Genomic DNA, 24,095 nt, shown 5'->3' on the forward strand with positions numbered 1-24,095 from the left:
GAAACGAATCACAGATGTCAGTGGGCGGCTCTACGAGGAGCGCGCCCACTGGGTGCTTTCAGGTATTAACGTACCGGAGGCGCGTACATAACACCGCCTTCGGTCCACAGGGCGTTGATTCCCCGCTCCAGACCAAGCGGAGTGTCCGGGCCTACGTTACGATCGTACATCTCGCCGTAGTTACCGACCTGTTTGATGGCCTTGGCACCAAAATCAGCCGGCAGGCCGAGCTTGGCCCCCATATCACCGTCGGTGCCCAGCAGACGCTGGATGTTCGGGTTGTCGGACTTCAGCATGTCATCAACGTTGGCGCTGGTAACGCCCAGCTCTTCAGCGTTGATTTGTACAGACAACACCCACTTCACGATGTTGAACCACTGGTCATCGCCCTGGCGCACGACCGGTCCAAGCGGCTCCTTGGAGATGGTGTTGGGAAGGATCTTGGCGGAATCGGGATCGGACAGTTTGGAGCGAAGTGCCGCAAGCTGTGAACGGTCTGAAGTCAGCACGTCACAACGACCGGACGCAAAGCCCTGAACCGTCTGTTCAGAGGTGTCAAATACAATCGGCTTGTATTCCATGCCCTTGGCGCGGAAGTAGTCCGACAGGTTGAGCTCCGTGGTTGTACCGGCCTGGATACAGACAGTTGCACCGTCCAGCTGGGTGGCATCGTCCACACCAATACCCTTGTTCACCAGGAAGCCCTGGCCGTCGTAGTAGTTAACACCGGCGAAGTTGAGACCCAGCGATGCATCCCGGGTAAGGGTCCACGTGGTATTACGGGACAGCATGTCTATTTCACCCGACTGGAGTGCGGTGAAACGCTCTTTGGCAGTCAAAGGGGTGAACTCGACCGCCTTGGCATCCCCGAAAATCGCAGCGGCTACGGCACGACAGGTGTCAACGTCTATACCAGTCCAGTTGCCTTTGTCGTCCGGCTGTGAAAACCCCGGAAGACCACTTGTTACACCACACTGCAAATGCCCTTTTTCTTTGACGCTTTCGAGCGTCGTAGCCGCACTGGCAACCGAAGCGGTAAAAACTCCACACAGCATGGCTGCGCCGACGGCAATCGACTTGGCGTTCTTCATTATCATATCTCCAAAATTCCGTTGGTTAGAGGTGCACTGAATATGAGCAATTTACGAGCCAGATATACCAACGTGTTGATTTATAGTATTTGTTTTATCAAACAAGTAGCCTCGAATACTGCCTTCAACCTCTACGGGCCACAACTTTGTGCAGCGAGTGCCTCACATCAGCACGCGCTGACAGACCCAAGGGCAGGCAATTTCTCAACCACTTCCCTATAAAGTAGAAGGCGTTCGCGAATTGGACCAGTTTTCACGATTTATTTTGGTGCGACAAAAGTCTAATTTGGCTCCCGATAACTTTCCAAACGCCGGAGCCATCCCTTTAGCCAGCGCTCCCGCTCGATCGGCGCATCGGCATTCTCGGCCCGCCGGGTCAATACCTCAGCGGCTGCGCTTCGGAATCGGTCAAGGATGGGCCGATCATCACCTTTCATGGCAAGAAGGACCTGTAACAGGCCCCAACCTTCACCGTTGTATTGTTCTGTGGCGGACAACCCCTCCCCCTTGAAGTTCACGTAGTCAATGACGGCGTAAACCCCGCCGGACGTGCTGACCAGCTCGTCAAGATGGCGCTTTACACGTGGTTGTTGAGCGTCAGGAGCTGCCTGTATAACACGTAACAGGGAGCTTCTGGCCCGCTGGACAATAAAGCCGGCCTGGAGGTCCCGGGTTGCCAGCAGAAACTCCCTCAGTTCGGCAACACGGGAGGAGTCCGCCACCTCGAGAAAAGCGGCTCTGTCAGGCCATGGCGCGTCAAATGGCTCTAACTGCGCAAGCCAATGGGGCAATGGTGCGTCACGCTTCTCCATGTACCGAATCAACGCGGGAAAGCTTTCTACGAAGCGCCCCTCCACTGCCGACGGATACCAGATAAAATGCCCGATACCGAGCGACGGAAAGGCCTCACCTTCGTTCCAGTGCACAAGGCAGACTTTCTTCGCAGAACATTCATTTCGAAAAATCTGCTGCCCTACCCAGTCGAGTTCAGCCTTACTTAGCGCAATCTCAGGTACGCTTATGTCCTGCACGCTTTTCGATTCAGCCCCCGCCGGCGTGGGATCCATTTCATCGGAGCACCCTGCCAGGGTAAAAATGATCAGCCATCCGATTACCAGTGATTCATAAACGTTCCGCGACATTGCCAGCCTCCAGCCGGTGGCGATAACCTGTTTGTTTGGCGCCCGGCCTTTCACGCCAATTCTGACGATCTCAATCGCCGCTCGATACCGGACCACACTATGACATTTTTCTCTGGGCTCATGGCCAGACATTTCCGCCAAACACTGGTTTTGGCTTTCTGCTGGCTGGTTGTTGTCAGGGCGAGCTATGTGTTGCAAAGCGGGGTCGTTCCCAATCCTCTGGCGATGATTGCCGGCGATCTGGCCGGTGCGTTTGTTCTCGCAGTTTTGCTATGCATCACCAGAGGCATTTCCAGGGTTATTCTGGTCGTGGTCCTGGGATGCGCAACGTTTGTTGCCGGCATGCACCTCACCGTTCACGGAACCCTGTTCCAGCTGTCACTGATCGGCAAGGGCGTTGATCCGACCTTTGTAACCGGCAGCCTGATCAACGTTCACGCGCTTTGGTTTCCCGTCTACCTTTCCCTTGCCGGGTTTCTTCATTGGCGGCACCGTCGGCTCGACCCCGAAGCAGTGCCGGCAGGCAGGACCGGGCAGGTGTTGGTTGCGGTCCTCGTAGCCGCGATCTATGGCGTGTCGTTCCAGAGCCTTACAACGCCCGCAAACAATGTTGTCGCCAGCTTCTTCGCCCAGATACCAGGGGCGATCATCGGGCCACTCGCCCCGACACTGTCCACGGAAGACGAGGACCTCAACGGGTCTGAAAAGGCCCTGAAAACCCTGCAGACGGCGAGCTTTTTTCGTCACCAGGTTGCCGCGCCTATCGTGAAGAACCACCCTAATGTGCTGCTGGTCATGATTGAGGGCATGTCAGGCGGCTATTTCCCAAGCCTGAGCCGCTATCACGGTCTTGACCCAACCGTTACCCTGGCCAGCCTTGAAGAAAACCTGCGCCGTCATGGATTTCGTCTCTACCGGAATTCGCTGAGCATGGAACGTCAGACAGATCGCGGCACCTTTGCCATCCTGTGTGGCGCATACCCGGACTTCCGCCGGCAATCACGGAAAATGGTTGATGTGGCTGAGGGGCGCGTTGTGGTGGACTGCATGCCCAAACACCTGAAAGAACATGGCTACCGTACGGCCTACTGGCAGGCCGCGCCGCTGGATTATATGCAAAAGGGCGAGTTCATGCCGCAGGCCGGATTTATCGATGTCACCGGCGCAAAGATCTTCAACGGCCCCGGAGAAGAAGTGGAAGGTTGGGGGCCACCGGATCCGATCTATTTCAACAACGTTGCACAGCGGCTAAGACAGCTTGACGCGAAACCTGGCCCCTGGATGGTCACCTTGTTGAACGTGGGCACCCATCACCCGTTCAAAATCGGAAAAGAGGCGGAACAGCAACCACCGGACGATGAATTGAATGCCGAGGACATTACACCAGAGCCTCAGGAGGCTCGGAAAAAGGCCATGAAAACCATGGAAGATGCCTTGAATCAGTTTCTTGACGACCTGGCGTCCGACGGCATTCTTGACGACACTCTCGTCATTATCACTTCTGATGAGTCTGGAGGCTTCATTCGCAAAGATCATGAATCAATGCCCCTGAACAGCAACGTTGGCGTGCTGGCGATACGTCCTCCGGACAGCGATTCGCTCGAGGACTATGCCAATCGCGACCAGATCGTGGCGCAAATCGATATTCCGCCCACCATCCTGGACGCAACGGGGCTCGGGACAAAGGCTGGCGACATGATTGGCCGGAGCCTGCTGGTCAAGCAACCAAAACAGCAACGCGACCTGCTGTTGGCGGACACCTACACGGGGCTCAAGTACTTCCTTAGGGAGTCTGGGCAACTCCTGAGTTGCAGCGAACTGATGACTGACTGCACCACCTGGCGCTTTAATCCGGAGCGACTGTTTGGCACGCTTGAAGCGACGAATGCGGAACCTTTCCTGACATTCGATGAACGCACGGCATTGTTCAACAGGGCAGCCCTCATGGAGCCTGCAGAGGACCCCTGAGCTTGAAACTTCGACACGGGGACGATTGCCTGAATGAAGATTCTTGCACTGCACACGCTGGCATTCCTGCACGTTCATCGCCGGGCGCTGTTGGTCTTTTACCTGTTTTTCACCGGCCTCGTTCTGGCCGCCATTGCACCGCTCTTTTCCAGCGCCCTGGCAGCGCTTCGGCCGATAACCGGTCACGCTGCCATCAGCACTGGTGGGCTGGTGCAGTTTGTGGTGTCCCCTGGCGGCTTGCTGTGGCTCAGCGCAACGGCGACCCTGACCGCCTTCCTGGTGATCCTGCAACAAGCGGGCATGACCTGGATTGCCGCCTCCGGCGGAGGCCGCGAATACCGGATAGCCATTGCCACGCTGTGGGCTCTTGCGCAACGTTTCAAACAACTACTCACCCTCACCCTGCTGCAATTGGGCGGCCATGCACTGATCGCCGTGCCTTTCCTGCTGGCCATAGTGGCGAGTTACCAGTGGCTGATCTCACCCCACGACATCTACTATCTGAAGCTGGAACGGCCACCCGAAGTCTGGTGGTTCCTGGGCATATCTGGGGTCGCAGCGCTGGGAATCGCCGTATGTAACGGCTGGCTTTACCTGCGCTGGGCACTGTCAGTTCCCCTGCTCCTGCTGGAGCGCATGGGTGCGCGCGACGCTCTCAGGCAGAGTAGCCATTATGTTCACGGCCAGCGCCTGCCCGTGATGGGCGCACTCATCGCCGGCCTGGTCGGCCTGGCCCTGACCCCAATTGCGGTTACATGGCTGTTCCAGGCGGCGGGAGGCGAGATCCTAACAAGCCTGCCTGAGCGGATGGGCGTGCTGATGCCCGTCACCCTGGGCCTGATCGCGCTCTATACACTGTTCACCCTCACCGCCGCCTTTGCTGGCATAGCGGCCTACAGCATGCTGACATACAGCGTGTATAGGCAGGCAACGGGTCACCACCGTCACAGCACCGCCCAAAACCTGCCCCGGCGGGCGTCACCATTGGCGTGGTCGGCCGAACTTTTGATCATCATTCTGGCCGCCACGCAGGCCTGGTTTGTCCTGCAATCCTTCGACCACAGGGACGATGTTTCCATCACTGCCCATCGTGGCAGTGCTTTCAAGGCGCCGGAAAACACCATGAGCGCCATAGAACAGGCCATCGAGGATGGCGCTGACTACATTGAAGTGGATATCCGCATGACCGCGGACGGCGTGCCGGTGCTTTGGCACGATACCGACATGCGACGTGTCTTCGGCCTGAGCGGCAGGATCTCCGATATCACCCTGGAACAGGCCCGTGCCCGGGACGCTGGTTCGTGGTTCGGCCCGGCGTTCAGCGATGAGCGGATTGCCACCCTGGAACGGGTCATCGAAACCACCAGAGGGCGAGCCCATTTATACCTCGATCTGAAGCCCGCCCCGGAGACGCCCGACCTGACCAGGGAGGTCGTCCATATGCTGCAGCGCATGGACGCCGTGGAGAACACGGTGATTGCGGCCGCCGAATGGCGAGTCCTGGCGGAAGCGCGACAACTGGAGCCTTCGCTGAAAACCAGCCTGCTGGCACAATTCATCGTTGGTCCGCTGTGGGAACAAGACTTTGACATACTGGGCCTGCGACAGAACCGTGTCACTCCTGCCACGGTGGCTCGCACCCACCGTGCTGGCAACGAACTCCATGTATGGACGGTCAATACGCCGCAGGCGATGTCACGCTTTATCGACATGGGCGTGGACAATATCATTACCGACCGGCCAGCTATGTTGGCGCAACTGCTACAACGCCGGCAGGCACTGACCGACGCAGAACTTCTGGTGATCAAGCTCCGGAACTGGCTGCGCTAGTCTCTTGAACGAGCAAACGCGATACGAGACAACAACCTACTGAAGGCCGGAAAAATAACCGGGCCTGCGGCCAGCAAGCCGGTAGAGAAACGCAAGAAGCCCCCTCAAGAGCGCAATGGCGGGCCAAAGTAACCAACTTGCCAGATAAAGCAGCGGCACAAGAATCAGCAACCAGCCCACGAGCTGGACCATCATCGGGGAGACACCCAACACATCGGCGACGCCGGCAAAAAAGTCGTTGATGATGCTGGGGTGGGCGACCACCAGGTAGCCAGCGCCAATGATCAGAGGCCACTTCGCATAGCGGGCACTGCGGAGAATCAAGCGCCCGCTGCCGGTAATACGGGCAGCCAACGCTGCGGAGCGGGTTGAAAGTCTGGCGCCCTGGGTCGCCTTTGCCGCCGTACGACCGACCCGAAGCACCTTGACTGCGCTGGCAAACACCAACACATCCACCGATGCCCAGCCTATGTCACTGGCGGAGATATCCTCTCCGGTTCGGTAATCCGCCTCCAGCTGTCGCACGCCGCTAGTGAAGAACTGGGCAAGCCCTTCTGTAATCCTCTCGGTCTGCACCCACTGGGTTTCGCCATTGGCATCCACCACGAACTGCCCGAGAAAATCGTGACCCTCGTTGCGGATGAAGTTCACTGCGTACCAGCCCCGCTGTTCGGGCGTCATAGGCTCTGTTTTTTCCGGCTTCTGTTCGCTCGGGTCCTTGCCACGGAGCTCAGCGATATAGTTCCGGGCGCGTTCATATTGACGGGCAGCCTTGTTCATCCATTCAATGGAGCTGACAGGCTGGCGAAGGAAGTAGTAAATCGGTGGCAGGGCGCTCTCTCCATAGGTGCGCAACACCTCCTGGAATTCCGGCTCGGACGCATAAAGCGGAAAAATGGCGCGGGCCATGTCAGGGTGTGCCATCAACGCTGCCTGGGCCTTGAGGAGCAGAAGAGGATCGCCCCCCAGGTCCAGAATGGCGGCCTGGACGTCAACAGGCTCATCCCCGATATCCTCAAAACCTGGCAATGCCTCCCGGGCCTGAATCGAAATCAGTTTCTGCTCAATGGGTACCGGATCGGAGGCGACACTGGCGATTGCGGCAACCAGCAGCGCGATACCCAGAATCACCATGGCCTTCTTCAAACGTCCACCTCGGGCTCAATGCGTTGATCCTATACTGCCTGAGAATACGTTGATTACCATAACGCCGGCAACGATGAGGCCGATGCCGAGGATGGCGGGAAGGTCCAGCGTCTGCCCGAAAAACAGATAACCCGCCAGCGCAATCAAGGCCACACCAGCGCCGGCCCACACCGCATAGGCCACTCCCACTGGCAAGGTTTTCAGGGTCAACGCCAGGAAGTAGAACGCCAGGATGTAGGACACCACAACAACCAGCGACGGCCCCAGGCGGGTGAAGCCCTCAGAACTCTTTAAAAAGGAGGTTCCGATAACCTCCGCAACGATAGCCACCGACAAATATACCCACTGAATCATTCTACAGTTCACCTTTCTGACGGGCGCAAAATGCAAAAACCCCGAAGCTCTCACTTCGGGGTTTTGCGGACATTGGGATCAACCCTGGCGACGCGGAGAATTTACTGCTCCACGAAGGCCCTCTCGATCACGTAGTGACCAAGGTTACCATGGCGTGCTTCCTTGAACCCCATGTTATTGAGGATGGAGCAGGTGTCCTTCAGCATGCTGGGGCTGCCACACACCATGAAACGATCATTTTCCAGGTCAAACTCCGGCAGGTCCAGATCCTTCGTCAGCTTTCCGTTTTCCATAGCGTCGGTCAGCCGCCCGGTGTTACGGAAGTCCTCACGGGTGACCGTGGGATAATAAAGCAGCTTGCCATCAACCATTTCACCGAAGAATTCGTTATTCGGCAGTTCCTCAATCTCGGACTGGTACGCCAGCTCGGACTTGTAGCGAACGCCATGGGTCACGATGACTTTATCAAAAGCCTCATAAACTTCCGGGTCCTTGATGATGCTGATAAACGGTGCCAGGCCGGTACCCGTGCTGATCAGCCAGAGATTTTTACCCGGCAGCAGGTTGTCCATAATCAGGGTACCGGTGGGCTTGCGACTGACCATGATCTCGTCGCCAACCTCAATTTTTTGCAGACGTGATGTCAGCGGGCCGTCCTGAACCTTGATCGAGAAGAACTCCAGCTCTTCTTCATAGTTGGCACTGGCAATGCTGTAGGCACGCATCAGAGGCTTGCCGTCGGTTTCCAGGCCAATCATTGTGAAGTGGCCATTCTTGAACCGGAAGCCCGGATCACGGGTGGTGGTGAAGCTGAAGAGTGTGTCGTTCCAGTGACGAACACTTGTTACACGCTCTTTATTCAGGTTGCTCATGGTATCGCCCGTTCGTTAGCCGTTAGCAAATAAGTAAAAATCATTGTGTAAATAGTAACCCAGGGGTAACCTATCGACAAAATGGGATATTTTCATAACCTTATTCGGAATTATCGATTATGAAGTTTAGCTTCCGCCAACTCGAGGTCTTCCTGGCTGCGGCGCACTTCCAGAACATCACCCGTGCGGCGGATTCCCTGGCAATGTCTCAGTCTGCGGCCAGTAGCGCCCTGAAAGAACTGGAGAGCCAGTTCGATATCCAGCTCTTCGACCGGGTCGGGAAACGACTGCAGCTCAATGAGCTCGGCCGTCTCTATCGGCCAAAGGTCGAGGCTTTGCTGGCGCAGGCCGGGGAGCTGGAACAGGCATTCAGCAAGCATACTGAAGTCGGCGCCCTGAAAGTCGGCGCAACCCTCACTATTGGTAACTATCTGGCTGTTGGTGTCATGGCCCAATACATGAATACCCCTACCCACCCGAAAGTGGCGCTTGAAGTGGCCAACACCCGCACCATTGCCCAGCGCGTCAAGGATTTTGAACTGGACATCGGGCTGATTGAAGGTGAACTGCAATCCTCTGAGCTGGAAGTTATACCCTGGCGGGGCGACGAGCTGGTGGTCTTTTGCTCCCCCGACCACCCCTTTGCCCAGAAGGGTAGGCTTTCGGATGCAGACCTTCGCTCGGCAACCTGGGTGATGCGTGAACAGGGGTCCGGCACCCGGCAGACCTTCGAACGCGGCATGCACGGCCTGCTTCCAGACCTGGACATACTGCTGGAACTCGAGCATACCGAGGCGATCAAACGAGCAGTGGAAGCCAATCTTGGGATCGGATGCCTGTCACGGGTGTGTCTTGCAGATGCGTTCAGGCGGGGCAGCCTCGTTCCCCTGAAGGTTCCCGAGGAGCGGCAGTTCGACCGGACTTTTTACTTTATCCTGCACAAACAGAAGTATCGGAGCGCCGGCATCGACCGCTGGATTGACCTGTGCGAGCAACTTCAGGACCCACCGCTTCCTGAGGAGCGTGGCTTGTTGTACGACAGGACATCCTCCTGATCCCGCCTTGCAGTCAGACTGGCCCGCCGTGAAACCGGAACTCGGTGTCCGGTGTCTCAATCAGTTGTTGCTCCAGCGCGAGGAAGGTCGCCACCCGATCCTCCACCGAGCTCGCTGCGGCCTGCTCGGCTAATGTCAGGTAGTCACGGTAGTGTCGGGCTTCGGACTTCAGGAGTCCGGTGTAGAAATCTGACAGTGTCGCATCCAGATGCGGTGCCAGAGCTGCGAACCGCTCACAGGAACGGGCCTCGATAATGGCACCCACGATCAGCACATCCACCAGCCGACCGGGATCTTCTGTACGTACTTCCTGCCGTAACCCGGCTGCGTATCGAGCTGGGCTCAGGTGGCCATAACTCACTCCCCGCTTTTTCATGATAGCCAGCACCTGCTCAAAATGGCGCAACTCTTCCCGCGCAAGACGCGACATCCTGTTGAGCAAGTCCGTGTTGTCCACGTAGCGATACATCAAACTCAGGGCCGTGGACGCTGCTTTTTTCTCACAATGAGCATGATCAATCAGCATCAGATCCTGATTGGCCACGGCATTTTCAATCCATCGCTGTGGCGTTCTGCAGGGCAGGAAATCGTGAATCTGGTCGAGGGAATCGGTCATTGTTTACAGCAGGTCGGGTTCTCGGGCACGGCAGTATACCGCAACAAACCACAATATCCGACCACAGTCCAACTTAACTTTATAAGGGGTTTCCTATAGAATGCAGCGCCAACTTAGCGCCTTTTCGCCATAAAACTCCCGCCAGGCAACGACGCCCACGGCGCGGGACATTCCAACTGATGAGGGTCCATATCGTGTTAGAAGCCTATCGTGAACACGTTGCAGAACGCGAGGCTCTGGGCATTCCCCCGAAGCCTCTGAACGCTGAGCAGACCGCCGCTCTGGTCGATCTCCTTAAAAACCCGCCGGCCGGCGAAGAAGAGACGCTGGTCTATTTGCTTGAAAACCGCGTTCCGCCGGGTGTGGACGAAGCCGCTTATGTAAAAGCTGCTTTCCTGACCGCCATTGTTAAGGGTGAAGCAACGTCTCCCCTGCTGGACAAGCCGAAGGCCGTTGATCTGCTGGGCATGATGCAGGGTGGCTATAACATCGCGACCCTGGTCGACCTGCTGGACGATTCTGAACTGGCCGAACAGGCCGGCGAGAAGCTCAAGCGCACCCTGCTGATGTTCGATGCCTTCAACGACGTGAAGGAAAAGATGGACGCAGGCAACGCCGTTGCCAAGGCCGTCATCGAATCCTGGGCCAACGCCGAATGGTTCACCAAAAGGAAGAAGGTACCGGAAAGCACCAAAATGGTGGTATTCAAGGTGACCGGTGAAACCAACACCGACGATCTTTCTCCGGCTCCAGATGCCTGGTCCCGCCCGGACATCCCGCTGCACGCCCGCGCCGCCTACAAAATGGAGCGTGATGGCCTGAAGCCGGAAGAACCCGGCGTTACCGGCCCGATGAGCCAGATCGACGACATCAAGTCCAAAGGCCTGCCCGTTGCCTTCGTTGGTGACGTGGTCGGCACCGGCTCCTCACGCAAGTCTGCCACCAACTCTGTGCTTTGGTTCTTCGGTGAAGACGTTCCGGGTGTGCCGAACAAGCGCGCCGGCGGCGTGTGCATTGGCAACAAGGTTGCTCCGATCTTCTTCAATACCATGGAAGATGCTGGCGCTCTGGTTTTCGAGGCCCCGGTTGACGATCTGAACATGGGCGACGTTATCGACATTCGCCCCTACGAAGGCAAAATCCTGAACGAAGCCGGCGAAACCATCTCTGAGTTTGGCTTCAAGTCCGACGTTATCCTGGACGAAGTTCAGGCCGGCGGTCGTATTCCGCTGATCATTGGCCGTGGCCTGACCGCCAAGGCCCGCACAGCACTGGGCATGGGCGCCACTGACATCTTCCGTTTGCCGAATGACCCGGAAGAAGGCACCAAGGGCTTCACCCTGGGCCAGAAGATGGTCGGCAAGGCCTGCGGCCTGGAAGAAGGTAAAGGCGTTCGCCCCGGCACCTACTGCGAGCCACACATGACCACTGTTGGCTCCCAGGATACTACTGGTCCGATGACCCGTGACGAGCTGAAAGACCTGGCGTGCCTGGGCTTCCAGGCTGATCTGGTGATGCAGTCCTTCTGTCACACCGCGGCTTATCCGAAGCCGGTCGACGTGGAAATGCAGCACACCATGCCGGACTTCATCCGCACCCGCGGTGGCGTATCCCTGCGCCCGGGCGATGGCATCATCCACTCCTGGCTGAACCGTATGCTGTTGCCGGACACGGTCGGCACCGGTGGCGATTCCCACACCCGCTTCCCGATGGGCATCTCCTTCCCGGCCGGTTCCGGCCTGGTGGCGTTTGCTGCAGCGACTGGCGTTATGCCCCTGGATATGCCGGAATCCGTTCTGGTTCGCTTCAAGGGCGAGATGCAGCCGGGCATCACGCTGCGCGATCTGGTACATGCGATCCCGCTGTACGGCATCAAGCAAGGCATGTTGACCGTTGAGAAGAAGGGCAAGATCAACGAGTTCTCCGGTCGCATCCTGGAAATCGAAGGTCTTGAGCACCTGACCGTTGAGCAGGCGTTCGAGCTGTCTGACGCTTCTGCTGAGCGCTCCGCAGCCGGTTGTACGATCAACCTGTCTGAAGAGTCCGTGGCTGAGTACCTGCGTTCCAACATCACCATGCTGCGCTGGATGATCGCCGAAGGTTATGGCGACCCGCGTACCCTGGAGCGTCGCGCCCAGCAGATGGAAGAGTGGATTGCCGATCCCAAACTGATGCGTGCCGACAAGGACGCCGAGTACTCTCATGTTGTGGAAATCGATCTGGCTGACATCAAGGAGCCGATCGTATGCTGCCCGAACGACCCGGACGATGCCAAGTTCCTGTCTGAGGTTGCTGGCGACAAGGTCGACGAAGTGTTCATCGGTTCCTGCATGACCAACATCGGCCACTTCCGCGCTGCGGGCAAGCTGCTGGAGATGAACAAGGAGCCGCTGAAGACCCGCCTGTGGATGTCTCCGCCTACCAAGATGGACCAGGCGCAGCTGATGGAAGAGGGCTACTTCAACACCTACGGCACCGCCGGGGTTCGCACCGAAATGCCGGGCTGCTCCCTGTGCATGGGTAACCAGGCACGCGTAAACGCCAAGTCTACAGTGCTGTCCACATCCACCCGTAACTTCCCCAACCGTCTGGGCGATGGTGCCAATGTGTACCTGACCTCCGCGGAACTGGCAGCGGTTGGTGCGGTACTGGGCAAACTCCCGTCTCCGGCGGAGTACATGGAGTACGCCAAGGACCTGAACAGCATGTCGAAAGAGATCTACAAGTATCTCAACTTCGACCAGATGGAGAACTACACCAAGAAGGCGTCTGAAGCGAACGTTGCTTAAGATCTGACCTTCTGGTTTAGCTCCATGAAAACGCCAGCCTCCGGGCTGGCGTTTTTTTTGGTTTTACCTAAGTAGCCTGCTTGAGACGGGGCGGGGCCCGTCGCGGGGTACCTTTTCCTCTGGGAAAAAGAACTCGCTGCGCTCAGACACCTTTTTCCCGGCAGAAAAGGTACCCCACACCGTGCCCGAGCTGATGACTCAGATATTTCAGGAAGGGAGAAGCATAAAAAAGGGGCTCCCGAAGGAGCCCCTGTTCTTACTCAGAGCGTTGGAAACGCGTCTGTTTAGCGGGTGATGTGCTGATACTCACCAGCATCTTCAGTCACCGAGCTCACCACCATAATGGCAATGAAAGCAGCAACGAAGCCAGGAATGATCTCGTACACGCCAGGACCACCCATGAACTCACCGTTCCAGCCCAGAGAGATCCAGATCATGACAGTGGCAGCGCCCACAACCATGCCTGCGATGGCGCCAGCGCCGTTTGTGCGTGGCCACATCAGCGACAGGATAATCAGCGGGCCAAACGCGGCGCCAAAGCCTGCCCAGGCGTTACTGACCAGGGCCAGAACCTGAGAGTTCGGGTCGGAGGCAATAACCGCGGCAACCAGGCCAACCAGTACAACACACACACGGCCTACGCCGACGCATTCTTTGTCGGTCGCTTCTTTACGCAGGAACAGGCGATAGAAGTCTTCGGTCAGTGAAGAAGATGACACCAGCAGCTGGCTGGAGATGGTACTCATGACCGCAGCAAGCAGTGCCGCGTAGAGGAAGCCAGTGATCAGCGGATGGAACAGCAGGTCCGAAAGCAGGATAAAGATCGTTTCCGGATCTTCGATATTCATACCATTGCGAACCGCATACGCCCGGCCAAACACACCAAGGGATACTGCGCCAATCAGGGAAATCAACATCCAGGACATGCCAATGTTGCGGGCAGTCGGTACTTCTTCCAGTGTACGGATGGCCATGAAACGCACGATGATGTGTGGCTGACCAAAATAGCCCAAGCCCCAGGTAACGGCAGACAACCAGCCGATGACCGTCAGGCCTTCCGTCCACGACAGTAGCGTGGGGTCGACTTCGTTCAGTGTTTGCGACGCCTGGGCGAACCCACCACCGCCTTCACCGAAGAGGACAACTGCCGGCATGATGACCAGTGCCAGCATCATGATGCAGCCCTGCACGAAGTCCGTCATGCTCACGGCCAGGAACCCGCCGACCACGGTATAGGCCAGTACCACACCCAGAGTGATAACAATACCAACCGCATAGTCACTCAAACCGCCGAAGTTGAAGATTCCGGAGAACGCACTCTCAAACAGCTTACCGCCCGCAACCAGACCGGATGCAGTGTAGACGGCGAAGAAGATAACGATGACGATGGCTGACACGGTACGCAGGGAAAGCGCCTGTGTCGGGAACCGGTTTGCCAGGAAGGACGGGATGGTGATCGCATTGCCATAGTGAACCGTCTGTTCACGAAGACGCGGTGCTACCAGAGTCCAGTTAAAGAACGCGCCCACGAGCAGACCAATACCGATCCAGGCCGAACCCAGGCCCGATGCAAACAGCGCCCCGGGTAGACCGAGAAGCAACCAGCCACTCATATCCGAAGCACCAGCGGACAGGGCCGCCACCTTTGGACTGAGGGCTCGCCCACCCAACATGTAATCTTCAGATGAAGACGTAGCTCTGCGCATGGCATAAACGCCTATGGCGATCATGAGCGCAAAGTAAGCAAATAGACTGATCCAAACACCAATAGCCATGAAACTCCTCCAGTTCAAATGGACGGAATCAACTCCGACCGTTTAGCGCGCTTACCATGGTGAACCCGGTAGTCGCACCCTTTGTTTTTTTTACTCCCCAAACTACTCACGTTATCAAGGCGCTACGGCTTACAACGCCAACCTCCCCTTCTCAATACTTACCTCCTATCGTTCAGGTTTTCGTTCCGCACTGCCTCGTGAGCAAAGCGCCCTATCAAACCTTTTCAATGCCAAGCGACAAAAGTGACGCGTTTCCACCCACCGCCGTGGTGTTGATGGTGCGGGTTCTCTCCGTGGCAAACCGCAGCAGGTAGTGCGGCCCGCCAGCTTTTGGACCGGTACCGGAAAGCCCTCGCCCCCCGAACGGCTGAACACCCACAACCGCGCCAATCTGGTTTCGGTTTACGTAGGTATTGCCCACTTTGACCCGCCGCTCAATATAGGCCGCTGTGGACTCACTTCTGCTGTGGATACCCAGGGTAAGCCCATAACCCGCCGCATTAATTTCATCAATCAGATCGTCCAGCTTCTCTGCAGTGTAGCGGACAATGTGAAGAACGGGGCCGAAGTGTTCGCCTTTCAACTCGTTGATACTTGAAATAGCGTAGGCGGACGGTGGAACAAAGTAGCCCCCGCGGCAGGCCTCCGGTAATGGTGTCTGAGATACCAACCTCGCCTGCTTGCCCAGGTCGGTCAGGTGGGTTTCCAGAGCATCCCGCGCTGCTTGGTCGATCACCGGTCCCACATCGGTACTGTGACGCTCAGGGTTACCGACCGACAATTCCTGCATGGCGCCCGCCAGCAGGTTTTCTGTGCGATCAGCGACCTCTTTCTGGATATAGAGCACACGCAGTGCCGAACAACGCTGTCCGGCACTGGCGAAAGCGGACTGGATAACATCCCTGACCACCTGTTCCGGCAGTGCACTGCTGTCCACAATCATGGCATTCTGTCCGCCGGTCTCGGCGATGAGGGGCACAATCGCCCCTTCACGCTGCGCCAGAGTGCGATTGAGGATGTGCGCTACCTGTGTAGAGCCGGTGAAGGCGACGCCGGCAATTCTGGGGTCCGGGGTCAGTTTGCCGCCGATTGTTGCGCCATCACCGGGTAAAAATTGAATCACGTCGGGCGGGAAGCCCGCTTCCAGCATCAGCTCAAAAGCCCGTTGAGCAACCAGGCTTGTCTGTTCCGCAGGCTTGGCGATAACAGCATTCCCTGCCACCAACGCCGCCATCACCTGGCCGGTAAAAATAGCCAGAGGGAAGTTCCAGGGGCTGATACAGAGGAAAACGCCCCGCCCTTCCATGTATAGCTCATTGCTCTCTCCCGTGGGGCCAGGCAGAGCCATGGCCTTGCCAAAGCGGGATCGGCCTTGAAGGGCATAATAGCGACAGAAGTCGACGGCTTCGCGCACCTCGTCGATACCATCCTGCATGGTTTTCCCGGCTTCACGGCAGCAGATCGCCATGAGCTCCTGCATATTCACTTCCATCAGATCGGCGTATCGCTCGAGACAGCCGGCGCGGTCCTCCACCGGGCGCTCCCGCCATGAGACGAAGCCTTCCGTTGCAACGGCCAGTGCTTCTTCCGCCATGGCCTCGGTCGCCCAGAACACCTGACCAACGTGCTGGGCACTGTCGTAGGGCGCGTGGATATCATTCCGCGCGCCATCCCGGCGCTTTTCACCACCAATGACGGGTGCAGCTTCCCAGCGGGTCGTTGCCCATTGCCCAAGATGATTCAGCAACGGGTCCAGATGAGCCGCTACATGGATATTTATTCCCTTGGAGTTGCGCCGCTCGTCGCCAAAGATGTCGATGGGCAGTGGAATACGGTCGTTGGGCAATGAGTCGTATCCCTGCAATTCCTGAACCGGATTCTGCACCAGGGCTTCAATGGGCGTTGCCGCATCTACCAATCGGTGAACAAACGAGGAGTTTGCGCCATTCTCCAGGAGCCGTCGTACCAGATACGGCAACAGATCTTTGTGAGCACCCACAGGGGCATAGATACGAACCGGAAGATTGTTGTCCTCGAGGATGCTGTTGTATAGGGCGTCCCCCATACCGTGCAGGCGCTGGAACTCGATCTTGCGCCCTTTGTTCCTCGCCATGGTCAGAACCGAGGAAACCGTATGGGCGTTGTGGCTCGCAAGCTGCGGGTACAATGCTCCTTCTGTGTAGTCACTGAGCAAATAACGCAGACACGCCAGGTAGGACGTATCGGTGGCCTCTTTGCGCGTGAATACGGGGTAGCCCTCCAAACCCAACTGTTGGCAGATTTTGATCTCGGTGTCCCAGTAGGCCCCTTTGACCAGGCGAATGGGAACCTCGTCACCCTGCTGTTTCGCCAGCTTGGTCAACCAGCACAACACCGGCAAGGCTCGCTTGGAATAGGCCTGGATAACCAGGCCAAAACCACCCCACCCCTTTGCAACCGGTGATGTAAACGCCTTCTCAAACAGCTTTAGCGAGATTTCCAGCCGGTCCATTTCCTCGGCATCGATGGTAATGGATACCTTCTTTTCCCGCGCAAACGTCAGTAAGTCAATAACCGTTACATAGAGCTCATCCAGAACCCGCTCTTCCTGGGACGCCTCGTATCGAGGATGCAGGGCTGACAGCTTGATGGAAATCGAAGGCGCTGGCGCCCTGCTGTCCAGGTAAGTATCGTTCCCCACGGACTCAATGGCATCCATGTAGTCCTTCAGGTAACGGTCGGCGTCGTCCTTGGTCAAGGCCGCTTCGCCGAGCATGTCGAAGGAGTAGGTGTAGCCCAAATCCCGGTATTCGCGGGCGTTCCTCAATGCCTCGTCGATATCCCGTCCCAGCACGAACTGTTTGCCCATAATGGCCATGGCCTGGTACATCGCACTCCGGATGACCGGCTCGCCGCTGCGCTTGATAAGGCGCTTCCAGATACTGGACGGGGAACCATCCAGCCGTTTATCCATCCTGACCACACGACCGGTCAGCAGCAGGCCCCAGGTGGAGGCGTTGACCAGTGTCGACTCGCTGCGGCCCACGTGTTTCTTCCAGTCAGCGTCCGACAGCTTGTCCTGAATCAACGCATCGGCGGTGTATTTGTCGGGTATACGCATCAATGCCTCGGCCAGACACATCAGCAGGATGCCTTCTTCGGTATCAAGGCTGTATTCCTGCAGCAGTGCGTCGACCATATGGACGGAGTCGTCCTGCTCGCGGACTTTTCTGATCAGGCTCGTTGCCGTTTCAGTGACGTCTCGAAGCTCAGACGCATCGCTCTGGGCAAGGGGGATCAGTTCGTTGAGATAACGTGTTTCGTCGACGGCGTAGTTGGCAGTGATCGCTTGCCAGAAGAATGACTTTGGCTGTTCCTGAAATGCAGGCTCGAGCACCTTGCTTGCATTGAACATCTGAGCGCCTCGCCGACGGTTCCCGTCAATGGCCGGGCCCCTCGAACTTTTTTATGGTTAGGTCAGACAACGCGTACGCACCGTACTGCGCTGTGACGTGATCAGCTACCCTGTTAAGTTAGTATTACTACGGACGCCAGGCTTACAAAATCCTACGATTATTTTGTAAATTCGTCCGAAAATGAGGTTTTTTTAACAAATCAGGCGACTTTTTCACCAAAACGCAATCTGGAGGGGGTCGTACCCTTGTGTTTCCTGAGCGCGTTGGTAAGGGCACTTTGGGAGGAAAATCCGGTCCGGTAACTGATTTCGGAGACCGAAAGGGAGGTCAGAGTCAGGAATTGCACGGCCTGGTCAAGCCGGGTCTGGAGCAGAAACTGGTGGGGGGTAATACCCGTCACGTCACGGAACATCTCGTGGAACCGGCTGACACTCAGGCAGGCCACACTGGCAAGGTCGCTCACCGTTATCTTGCGCTGAATATTCTCCATGATGTAACGGCGGATTGTGTCGGGGCTGATGGCATGGCGGTTCTGGCGAACCTCCCTGCCTTCGTTCAGACGTTCGGCCATGCAGTGCAGGATGCTTGCCCCCATGTGGCGCTGCATATCCTGATTGTCCGGCGAGCGATCGAACTCTCCCGCCACGAACTGAACCAACCCTTGGAGCTTATTGTCCAGAACCAGTGTGCGCGGACGCTCAAACAAAGGCGCGAGCGTTTCATACTCACTGTGGCCTGGACTATTTATGGCCGGCATGTAGGGATCGAGATTGATAACCAGAACGTGGTTTTGCAGATCACCACAGTAATCATGGCGGGCTTCGGTGGGAACCAGGCAGGCTCGCCAGGTGTCCAGGTGCGAACCTGTTCCGTCCACACTCAGGTCGGCCTCCCCACGAACACCAACAACGATTTGGTGATGCTCATGGCGATGGTGATGTGAAGCGGTGGGAAGCTTGAGCAAACGTGCGTCCAACATGCCCGCGATCCGGAGATTTCCTGAGAATGTAGCTCAATTAAAGCAGATCATCGGCAAACTTGCACGACTACGCCCGATTCACCAGATTCCGAAGCAGGCCCGAGACTTCGGCGCTGACCGTCTCAATCGGCTGGGAGGCGTCCACAATGTGATAACGGCCCGGCGCATTGGCGGCACGAGCGAGATAGGTCTCGCGTATTCGCTCGAAAAACGCGACCGCTTCCTGTTCGAACCGGTCCAGCTCCCCCCGGTGGCGGGCACGAGTCATACCGGTTTCCACCGGTGCATCCAGAAGGACAACGTGATCCGGGCGCACCGTGCCCTGCACCAGGTTTTCCAGCAGTGCTATGCGCTCGGTGGGCACACCACGCCCCCCCCCCTGGTAGGCAAAGGTGGCGTCGGTGAATCGATCACAAAGCACCCAGCGACCGGCCTCCAATTCGGGAAGAATACGCGTATGGAGGTGTTGCGCCCTGGCAGCGAACATCAGCAGTAGTTCGGTGGTTTCGTTCACCGGCTCATCACGCGGCGCCAGCAAAAGCTCGCGAATGGACTCCGCCATCGGGGTGCCGCCAGGTTCCCGGGTCACAACGCATTCAACACCAAGCGCGTCCAGTGTGCTCGCGGCGTTTGCCAGCTGGGTGGACTTCCCAACCCCTTCCGTACCTTCAAAGGTGATGAACTGCCCTCTGCGGGTCATTGGTCACCCTCTTCCGCGGCTGTGTCCGGCGACGGAGCCGGAGAGGAACGGTAGTCTGAACGGCGGTTGAGCTGAAACGCTCTCACTGCCTTCTGGTGTTCCGCCAGGGTTTTCGAGAACTTGTGGGTGCCATCGCCGCGGGCCACAAAGTAGAGCGTGTCACCTTCAGCCGGATTCAGAGCCGCATGAATGGCTTCCCGGCCGGGCAATGCGATGGGCGTTGGCGGCAGCCCGTCGATCCGGTAGGTATTGTAGTCGGTGTGGGTTCGCAGATCCTTGCGGGTGATTCGCCCCTGATATTTCTCCCCCATCCCGTAGATGACCGTAGGATCGGTCTGCAATCTCATACCTTTCTCCAGGCGCCGGACAAAAACACCCGCGACTTGCTCTCGCTCATGGACCGCACCGGTTTCGCGCTCAACGATCGACGCCATAATCAGAGCTTCATAGGGAGAATCGTAAGGCAGATTTTCCGACCTCGCCTGCCACTCCGTCGCAAGCACCTCTTCCATTCGCTCGAAGGCCCGGCGTAACAGATCAAGGTCTGTTTCACTGCTGGTAAACAGGTAGGTATCCGGGAAAAAGCGGCCTTCAGGATGTACCCCGCTGGCCCCGATCTCCTCCATGATCCGCTCATCGGTCCAGTCGGCGGTCACCTGCCCAAGACGCTCACTGCTGGCAAGCGCGGCGCGCATGTCACGGAAGGTCCAGCCTTCGATGAACTGAATCTGCCAGTGCTTGGTGTCACCGGAAACCATCGCATTGATCATGTCGAGACTGGTCATGCCATCGGTGAACTCATATTCGCCAGCCTTGAGTAACGCCTGCTCCGGGTACAGACGCCCATGAATCTTCAGCCACAGACTGTCGCCCGCAAGACCTTCTGCTTCGAGTTTACGCGCAACCTGTCCGTAACCGCTCCCGGAGGGCACGCTGAACAGAACCGGCTCATCCAGCGCCACCGGTTGCTCAAGGGTCTGAAGCCCCTGCCACAACCAGAGGCCGCCCCCGGCGAGCGCCAGAACGGAGAGACATAACACACAGATGAATAACTTCTTGAGCAAGCTTTTATTCCAAAGTTTTCAGAGGGTCGCAGATTGTCTCAAGCCCATCGTCAACAGGCAAATCAACGCTGCCCAATCTGCGAACCGCGACAATACCCACTACGCTGTTGACGAGATACAGTCCACGCAGCCCGCACGATGACAGCAACGCGGGCGGGATAACCTGCTCCTGGATGGTGTGGCCTGCCGCGCGCAGACACTCAAGGGCGTACTGCCGCATGACGCCGGCTACTGCAAGGCTCTCAACCGGAGGGGTTACCCACTCGCCTTCCATCCTGACAATGAGGTTGGTTCGCGTACCCTCGAGCAACTGCCCGTCGGCATTCGCCATGATCAGTTCGAATTCCTCACCAGTGAATTCACGGCTTGCCATCACCTGTTCCAGTCGGTTCAGGCTCTTGATCCCAGCGAGCCTCGGATTGACGGTGAGAGGAAACTGCGAGAACGCCGCAACCACGCCTCCGGACGGGGGGAGCATGGGCATAGGAGAAGAGGTGACAATCAGGTTTGGTTCACACTCGACAGGCCACCGGTAACCTCGCCCGCCGTCTCCTCGAGTGAGGACCAGCTTCAGTACCCAGTCACCATCGCCATATTCGGAGACCATATCGCGACCCGAGCGACTGATTTCAGCATCCAGGTCACTGCGCTCGACCGGAATGCCCAGGCGACCGGCATCGGCCACCATGCGATCCAGATGATGTGAGCGCAATACGGCTTGCCGGCCCCGCATGCGAATGGTTTCAAATAGCCCATCACCGTAGGCCACCCCCCGGTCCGTCGCGGAAACACCATTGCCGTCAGGGCGAATAACGTTCAACACAACCCGATCAACCCTCGTAACGACGGAAAATCAGGGTGCCGTTTGTACCACCAAAGCCAAAAGAGTTGGACAACGCAACCCGGACATCGGCCTTGCGGCTCTTGCCAGCCACAAAATCCAGATCACAGCCGTCATCGGGATCGTCAAGGTTGATGGTCGGCGGCAGCACACCCTCCCGGATCGCCAATACCGAGAAAATAGCCTCAACGGCCCCAGCAGCGCCAAGCAGGTGCCCGGTCATGGACTTGGTACTGCTGACAGCCAACGTGTGGGCGTGGTCGGCAAATACCGACTTCACTGCAGATACCTCTGCCAGATCCCCCACGAGCGTAGAGGTGCCATGGGCATTGATATAGTCAATATCGTTGGCGCCAAGCCCGGCGTCGCGAATCGCATTCTTCATGGAGCGCGCGGCACCCTCCCCGCTTTCAGGGGGCGCGGTTATATGGAACGCATCGTCGCTCATACCGAAACCGATGACTTCGCCATGAATGGTGGCTCCACGGCGTTTCGCATGCTCGAGATCCTCCAGCACCAGCACGCCGGCGCCGTCGCTGAGCACAAAGCCATCCCGACCACGATCCCACGGCCGGCTGGCCTTTTCCGGTTCGTCATTGCGGGTAGACAACGCACGCGCCGCTGAAAACGCGGCAATAGAGCTTCGGGTGGTGGCCATCTCCGAACCACCGGCCAACATCACATCGGCATCTCCGTAGGCAATGGTGCGCGCCGCATAGCCAATGTTATGGGTGCCGGTCGTGCAGGCTGTCACGATGGCGATGTTCGGGCCCTTGTAGCCAAAACGAATTGCCACGTTTCCTGAAATCATATTGATTACGGAGGCTGGCACGAAGAAGGGAGACACCTTTCGCGGCCCGGACTTCTCCATCGTGATCACGTTCTTCTCGATGTATTCAAGACCACCGATGCCCGAACCAATGGCAACCCCTACCCTTTCACGATCAAGATCGGTGTAATCATCGAGACCACTGGCATCTACCGCCTGTTGAGCGGCGATCAGGCCGTAATGAATGAAGGCATCCAGTTTTCTGGCATCCTTCGTGGACAGGTACGGTTCAATATCCAGGTCCTTGATGCCACCGCCGATCCGTGTGTTGTATCCGGTGGTATCAAAGCGGTCGATCCCGGCAATGCCGCTGCGACCGGAACAAATGCCATCCCAGGACGAATCCACATCGTTACCCAGCGGCGAGAGCATTCCCATGCCTGTGATTACAACACGTCGTTTAGCCATACCCCTTCACCTGAGTTCCTTGCTGATCATGAACTGGAATTCCTGCCAATAAAAAAGCCGTCCGATGTCTAGTCACATGGACGGCTTTTTGCCTGGCGATAAAGCGTGCAGAGTATCAGGTATGCGCGACGATGTAGTCGATCGCGTCCTGGACACTCGCCAGCTTTTCCGCTTCCTCATCAGGAATCTCGGTCTCGAACTCTTCCTCGAGTGCCATGACCAGCTCAACGGTGTCCAGTGAGTCAGCGCCAAGGTCCTCTACAAAAGAAGATGTGTTCTGAACTTCGGACTCTTTAACGCCCAACTGCTCACAAACGATCTTCTTCACGCGCTCTTCAACTGTACTCATAATGTCCTCACTTTTGTGTCAACCAAGCAACTTAAGTGCTGCCAGTTTAGTTTAAACCATACCTGCAAACAAGCAGGGGTTCCATTCAAACATGTTGTGCGACAAGGGTTTGCGCACACGCCCCCCTCGGGGACTATCCCATGTACATACCACCGTTCACGTGGATCGTTTCACCCGTCACGTAACCAGCGGCTTCCGACGCCAGGAAGGCAACCACCGCAGCCACTTCTTCCGGCTCACCCAGACGACCGGCAGGTATGACTTCCATCATAGCCTCACGTTGCTTGTCGTCCAGTTTTCGGGTCATATCCGTATCGATAAAACCGGGGGCGACACAATTGGCCGTAATGCCCCGGTTCGACATTTCTTTCGCCAGGCTGCGGGTAAAACCCTCAACTCCGGCCTTGGCGGCACAATAATTGGCCTGTCCGGGGTTACCCATACCAGCCACAACCGAGCTGATATTGATCACCCGACCCCATCGCGCCTTGGCCATACCGCGCAATACAGCCTTGCTGGTCCGGTAGACGCTGGACAAGTTGGTTTCCACAACCGACGCCCAGTCATCGTCCTTCAGCCGCATCAGCAGATTATCACGAGTGATCCCTGCGTTGTTGACAAGGATCGCCGGCGCACCGGCTTTCTCGTTGATTTCCTTCAGGCCAGCCTCGATGCTGTCCGGGTCGGCGACATTCATTACGATACCGAAACCCTTCGCACCTGCTGCTTTCAGGTCGGCGGAAATCGACTCGGCGCCATTCTCACTGGTTGCCGTGCCAACCACCATTGCGCCCTGATCTGCCAGCGCTTTTGCAATGGCCTTTCCGATCCCACGAGTTGCACCCGTTACCAGCGCTGTTTTGCCTTCAAGAGACATGTGTTGCTCCTATTT

The 24,095-nt window shown here is 57.3% G+C and carries 19 protein-coding genes; 4 read left to right on the plus strand and 15 right to left on the minus strand.

Annotated features, from left to right (window positions below):
* Positions 1 to 65: 65 nt before the first annotated feature.
* Entirely contained in the window at positions 66 to 1,091 is a 1,026-nt protein-coding gene (locus tag MDG893_RS11995) for an amino acid ABC transporter substrate-binding protein (RefSeq protein WP_040474555.1), read from the minus strand.
* Between the two features lie 281 nt (positions 1,092 to 1,372).
* Positions 1,373 to 2,233 (minus strand): hypothetical protein, encoded by an 861-nt coding sequence (locus MDG893_RS12000; RefSeq protein ID WP_157132828.1) that lies wholly within the window; start codon positions 2,231 to 2,233, stop codon positions 1,373 to 1,375.
* A gap of 99 nt (positions 2,234 to 2,332) precedes the next feature.
* On the opposite strand from MDG893_RS12000, the gene MDG893_RS12005 reads away from it, so the two are divergent.
* Together MDG893_RS12005 and MDG893_RS12010 are read left to right on the plus strand one after the other, a co-directional pair.
* Positions 2,333 to 4,201: an LTA synthase family protein gene (locus tag MDG893_RS12005; protein ID WP_007154054.1), complete on the plus strand. Its 1,869-nt coding sequence runs from the start codon at positions 2,333 to 2,335 to the stop codon at positions 4,199 to 4,201.
* A gap of 33 nt (positions 4,202 to 4,234) precedes the next feature.
* Positions 4,235 to 6,031 carry a glycerophosphodiester phosphodiesterase gene (locus MDG893_RS12010; RefSeq protein ID WP_007154055.1) on the plus strand — a complete coding sequence of 599 codons (1,797 nt, stop codon included), beginning with the start codon at positions 4,235 to 4,237 and terminating at the stop codon, positions 6,029 to 6,031.
* Positions 6,032 to 6,067: 36 nt separating this feature from the next.
* On the opposite strand, the gene MDG893_RS12015 is transcribed toward MDG893_RS12010, so the two are convergent.
* The 3 genes from MDG893_RS12015 to MDG893_RS12025 form a co-directional block, all read right to left on the minus strand.
* Positions 6,068 to 7,177, minus strand: coding sequence for a hypothetical protein (locus MDG893_RS12015; RefSeq protein WP_040474549.1), 1,110 nt, complete (start codon positions 7,175 to 7,177; stop codon positions 6,068 to 6,070).
* Between the two features lie 15 nt (positions 7,178 to 7,192).
* On the minus strand, positions 7,193 to 7,531 hold the full coding sequence (locus MDG893_RS12020) for a DMT family transporter (protein WP_007154057.1): 339 nt from the start codon (positions 7,529 to 7,531) through the stop codon (positions 7,193 to 7,195).
* A 101-nt stretch (positions 7,532 to 7,632) separates the two neighbouring features.
* On the minus strand, positions 7,633 to 8,403 hold the full coding sequence (locus MDG893_RS12025) for a ferredoxin--NADP reductase (RefSeq protein WP_007154058.1): 771 nt from the start codon (positions 8,401 to 8,403) through the stop codon (positions 7,633 to 7,635).
* Between the two features lie 119 nt (positions 8,404 to 8,522).
* Here MDG893_RS12025 and MDG893_RS12030 point away from each other — a divergent pair, with 119 nt between their 5' ends.
* Positions 8,523 to 9,458 (plus strand): LysR family transcriptional regulator, encoded by a 936-nt coding sequence (locus tag MDG893_RS12030; protein ID WP_007154059.1) that lies wholly within the window; start codon positions 8,523 to 8,525, stop codon positions 9,456 to 9,458.
* A 13-nt stretch (positions 9,459 to 9,471) separates the two neighbouring features.
* Here MDG893_RS12030 and MDG893_RS12035 read toward each other — a convergent pair whose 3' ends face one another.
* Positions 9,472 to 10,074, minus strand: coding sequence for a MiaE family protein (locus MDG893_RS12035; protein WP_007154060.1), 603 nt, complete (start codon positions 10,072 to 10,074; stop codon positions 9,472 to 9,474).
* Between the two features lie 194 nt (positions 10,075 to 10,268).
* Here MDG893_RS12035 and MDG893_RS12040 point away from each other — a divergent pair, with 194 nt between their 5' ends.
* Positions 10,269 to 12,863, plus strand: a complete 2,595-nt coding sequence (locus tag MDG893_RS12040; RefSeq protein ID WP_007154061.1) for a bifunctional aconitate hydratase 2/2-methylisocitrate dehydratase — start codon at positions 10,269 to 10,271, stop codon at positions 12,861 to 12,863.
* Positions 12,864 to 13,147: 284 nt separating this feature from the next.
* Here MDG893_RS12040 and putP read toward each other — a convergent pair whose 3' ends face one another.
* The 9 genes from putP to fabG all read right to left on the minus strand — a co-directional run bounded on the left by putP (position 13,148) and on the right by fabG (position 24,080).
* The gene (gene putP / locus MDG893_RS12045) at positions 13,148 to 14,638 is read right to left on the minus strand and encodes a sodium/proline symporter PutP (protein WP_007154062.1); all 1,491 of its coding nucleotides are present in this window, start codon (positions 14,636 to 14,638) and stop codon (positions 13,148 to 13,150) included.
* Positions 14,639 to 14,852: 214 nt separating this feature from the next.
* Positions 14,853 to 18,032 carry a bifunctional proline dehydrogenase/L-glutamate gamma-semialdehyde dehydrogenase PutA gene (putA, locus tag MDG893_RS12050; RefSeq protein WP_007154063.1) on the minus strand — a complete coding sequence of 1,060 codons (3,180 nt, stop codon included), beginning with the start codon at positions 18,030 to 18,032 and terminating at the stop codon, positions 14,853 to 14,855.
* A gap of 200 nt (positions 18,033 to 18,232) precedes the next feature.
* Complete coding sequence (locus tag MDG893_RS12055; protein WP_007154064.1) at positions 18,233 to 19,012, minus strand: AraC family transcriptional regulator; 780 nt, start codon at positions 19,010 to 19,012, stop codon at positions 18,233 to 18,235.
* Positions 19,013 to 19,079: 67 nt separating this feature from the next.
* A complete protein-coding gene (gene tmk / locus MDG893_RS12060) occupies positions 19,080 to 19,712 on the minus strand; it encodes a dTMP kinase (RefSeq protein ID WP_007154065.1) in 633 nt (210 codons plus the stop codon).
* Positions 19,709 to 20,776: an endolytic transglycosylase MltG gene (gene mltG, locus MDG893_RS12065; RefSeq protein WP_007154066.1), complete on the minus strand. Its 1,068-nt coding sequence runs from the start codon at positions 20,774 to 20,776 to the stop codon at positions 19,709 to 19,711. Before mltG ends, tmk begins: the two co-directional genes overlap by 4 nt.
* 4 nt (positions 20,777 to 20,780) lie before the next feature.
* A complete protein-coding gene (locus MDG893_RS12070; RefSeq protein ID WP_007154067.1) occupies positions 20,781 to 21,599 on the minus strand; it encodes an aminotransferase class IV in 819 nt (272 codons plus the stop codon).
* A 7-nt stretch (positions 21,600 to 21,606) separates the two neighbouring features.
* On the minus strand, positions 21,607 to 22,854 hold the full coding sequence (fabF, locus tag MDG893_RS12075) for a beta-ketoacyl-ACP synthase II (RefSeq protein ID WP_040474550.1): 1,248 nt from the start codon (positions 22,852 to 22,854) through the stop codon (positions 21,607 to 21,609).
* Between the two features lie 115 nt (positions 22,855 to 22,969).
* Positions 22,970 to 23,203, minus strand: a complete 234-nt coding sequence (acpP, locus tag MDG893_RS12080; RefSeq protein ID WP_007154069.1) for an acyl carrier protein — start codon at positions 23,201 to 23,203, stop codon at positions 22,970 to 22,972.
* A gap of 133 nt (positions 23,204 to 23,336) precedes the next feature.
* Positions 23,337 to 24,080: a 3-oxoacyl-ACP reductase FabG gene (fabG, locus tag MDG893_RS12085; protein ID WP_007154070.1), complete on the minus strand. Its 744-nt coding sequence runs from the start codon at positions 24,078 to 24,080 to the stop codon at positions 23,337 to 23,339.
* Positions 24,081 to 24,095 lie beyond the last annotated feature (15 nt).

Origin of the sequence: Marinobacter algicola DG893 (assembly GCF_000170835.1) — a bacterium.
Lineage (GTDB): Bacteria > Pseudomonadota > Gammaproteobacteria > Pseudomonadales > Oleiphilaceae > Marinobacter > Marinobacter algicola.

Coding starts and splice junctions, on each gene's coding strand:
- acpP (WP_007154069.1), bottom strand. CDS start 23,203: ATGAGTACAGTTGAAGAGCGCGTGAAGAAGATCGTTTGTGAGCAGTTG.
- fabF (WP_040474550.1), bottom strand. CDS start 22,854: ATGGCTAAACGACGTGTTGTAATCACAGGCATGGGAATGCTCTCGCCG.
- tmk (WP_007154065.1), bottom strand. CDS start 19,712: ATGACCCGCAGAGGGCAGTTCATCACCTTTGAAGGTACGGAAGGGGTT.
- MDG893_RS12020 (WP_007154057.1), bottom strand. CDS start 7,531: ATGATTCAGTGGGTATATTTGTCGGTGGCTATCGTTGCGGAGGTTATC.
- putP (WP_007154062.1), bottom strand. CDS start 14,638: ATGGCTATTGGTGTTTGGATCAGTCTATTTGCTTACTTTGCGCTCATG.
- putA (WP_007154063.1), bottom strand. CDS start 18,032: ATGTTCAATGCAAGCAAGGTGCTCGAGCCTGCATTTCAGGAACAGCCA.
- MDG893_RS12000 (WP_157132828.1), bottom strand. CDS start 2,233: ATGTCGCGGAACGTTTATGAATCACTGGTAATCGGATGGCTGATCATT.
- MDG893_RS12005 (WP_007154054.1), top strand. CDS start 2,333: ATGACATTTTTCTCTGGGCTCATGGCCAGACATTTCCGCCAAACACTG.
- MDG893_RS12010 (WP_007154055.1), top strand. CDS start 4,235: ATGAAGATTCTTGCACTGCACACGCTGGCATTCCTGCACGTTCATCGC.
- MDG893_RS12025 (WP_007154058.1), bottom strand. CDS start 8,403: ATGAGCAACCTGAATAAAGAGCGTGTAACAAGTGTTCGTCACTGGAAC.
- MDG893_RS11995 (WP_040474555.1), bottom strand. CDS start 1,091: ATGAAGAACGCCAAGTCGATTGCCGTCGGCGCAGCCATGCTGTGTGGA.
- fabG (WP_007154070.1), bottom strand. CDS start 24,080: ATGTCTCTTGAAGGCAAAACAGCGCTGGTAACGGGTGCAACTCGTGGG.
- MDG893_RS12030 (WP_007154059.1), top strand. CDS start 8,523: ATGAAGTTTAGCTTCCGCCAACTCGAGGTCTTCCTGGCTGCGGCGCAC.
- MDG893_RS12035 (WP_007154060.1), bottom strand. CDS start 10,074: ATGACCGATTCCCTCGACCAGATTCACGATTTCCTGCCCTGCAGAACG.
- MDG893_RS12055 (WP_007154064.1), bottom strand. CDS start 19,012: ATGTTGGACGCACGTTTGCTCAAGCTTCCCACCGCTTCACATCACCAT.